At 65.6% G+C, this 910-nt stretch carries 1 protein-coding gene and 1 pseudogene; both read left to right on the top strand.

Annotated elements, in window-relative coordinates; translation table 11 throughout:
* Nucleotides 1–154: 154 nt before the first annotated feature.
* A pseudogene (locus tag ACTWQR_RS55825) lies at nucleotides 155–301 on the top strand (TetR/AcrR family transcriptional regulator); the annotation flags it as partial.
* Between the two features lie 242 nt (nucleotides 302–543).
* On the top strand, nucleotides 544–910 hold a 367-nt coding region (locus tag ACTWQR_RS55820), incomplete at its 3' end, for an MFS transporter (protein WP_443235030.1).

Below are 910 nucleotides of genomic sequence, written 5' to 3'. Positions count from 1 at the left end.
CGGTACACCGCCGGCAAGAGCGCCCGGCTCCTCAGCGCGGCGCACCGTATCCTTCCCGCCGGGGTCTTCGACGGAGCGATCCGCAAGACCAACAAGCTCGCCGGCTGAGACCTGCAGACAGTGAACCGCCCCCATATCGGTGGAGGCGTTGGACACCCGGCCGCTGCCAGGCACCGAGTGCGAGGGCATCGACCGCTGCGTGCACCGTCATCTGCAGATGTTCCTGGATGGTCTGCGAGCACCCGCCCGCTCCGTACTGCCCGGATCGGCCGTGACCGTGGAGGACATGCGACGAGCGTGACTGATCCGGTCGGTCAGATCGATATCGATTAGTTCGGCGCTCGGCGCTCCGCGCCGGTCAGTAGTCGCAACCAGTAACCACCTCGTACAACGCTTTCGGCCGTCGACGATGACGAGCGGTCCCTGTCCCTGTCCCTGTCTCGATGTCCCGACGTCTCGCTGTCTCGCTCTTCATCTCCAGCTTTGTCTCTCTGAACTTCTCTCATCGTTTTTCGCCACGAAAGTCCCGAAGTGGGTATCCCCATGTCTGAAACAGCTCAGGCCACCGCCAAGGCGGCAGCCGACTCCCATTCCAACCGCTGGAAAGCGCTCAGCTTCATCGCGCTCGCCCAGCTGATGGTCGTGCTGGACGCGACCATCGTGAACATCGCGTTGCCGTCCGCCCAGCAGGACCTGGGCATATCCGACGGCAACCGCCAGTGGGTCATCACGGCGTACGCGCTGGCTTTCGGTGGTCTGTTGCTCTTCGGCGGCCGTATCGCGGACCTGTGGGGCCGCAAGCGCACCTTCGTCGCCGGTCTGGTCGGCTTCGCCGCCGCGTCCGCCCTCGGCGGCGCTGCCACGAACGAGGCGATGATGCTCGGCGCCCGTGCCCTGCAGGGTGCGTTCG

The organism is Streptomyces sp. 2A115 (assembly GCF_052245575.1).
Lineage (GTDB): Bacteria > Actinomycetota > Actinomycetes > Streptomycetales > Streptomycetaceae > Streptomyces.
The sequence above is the reverse complement of the archived record's forward strand: the minus strand, read 5'-3'. Positions and strand labels throughout refer to the sequence as shown.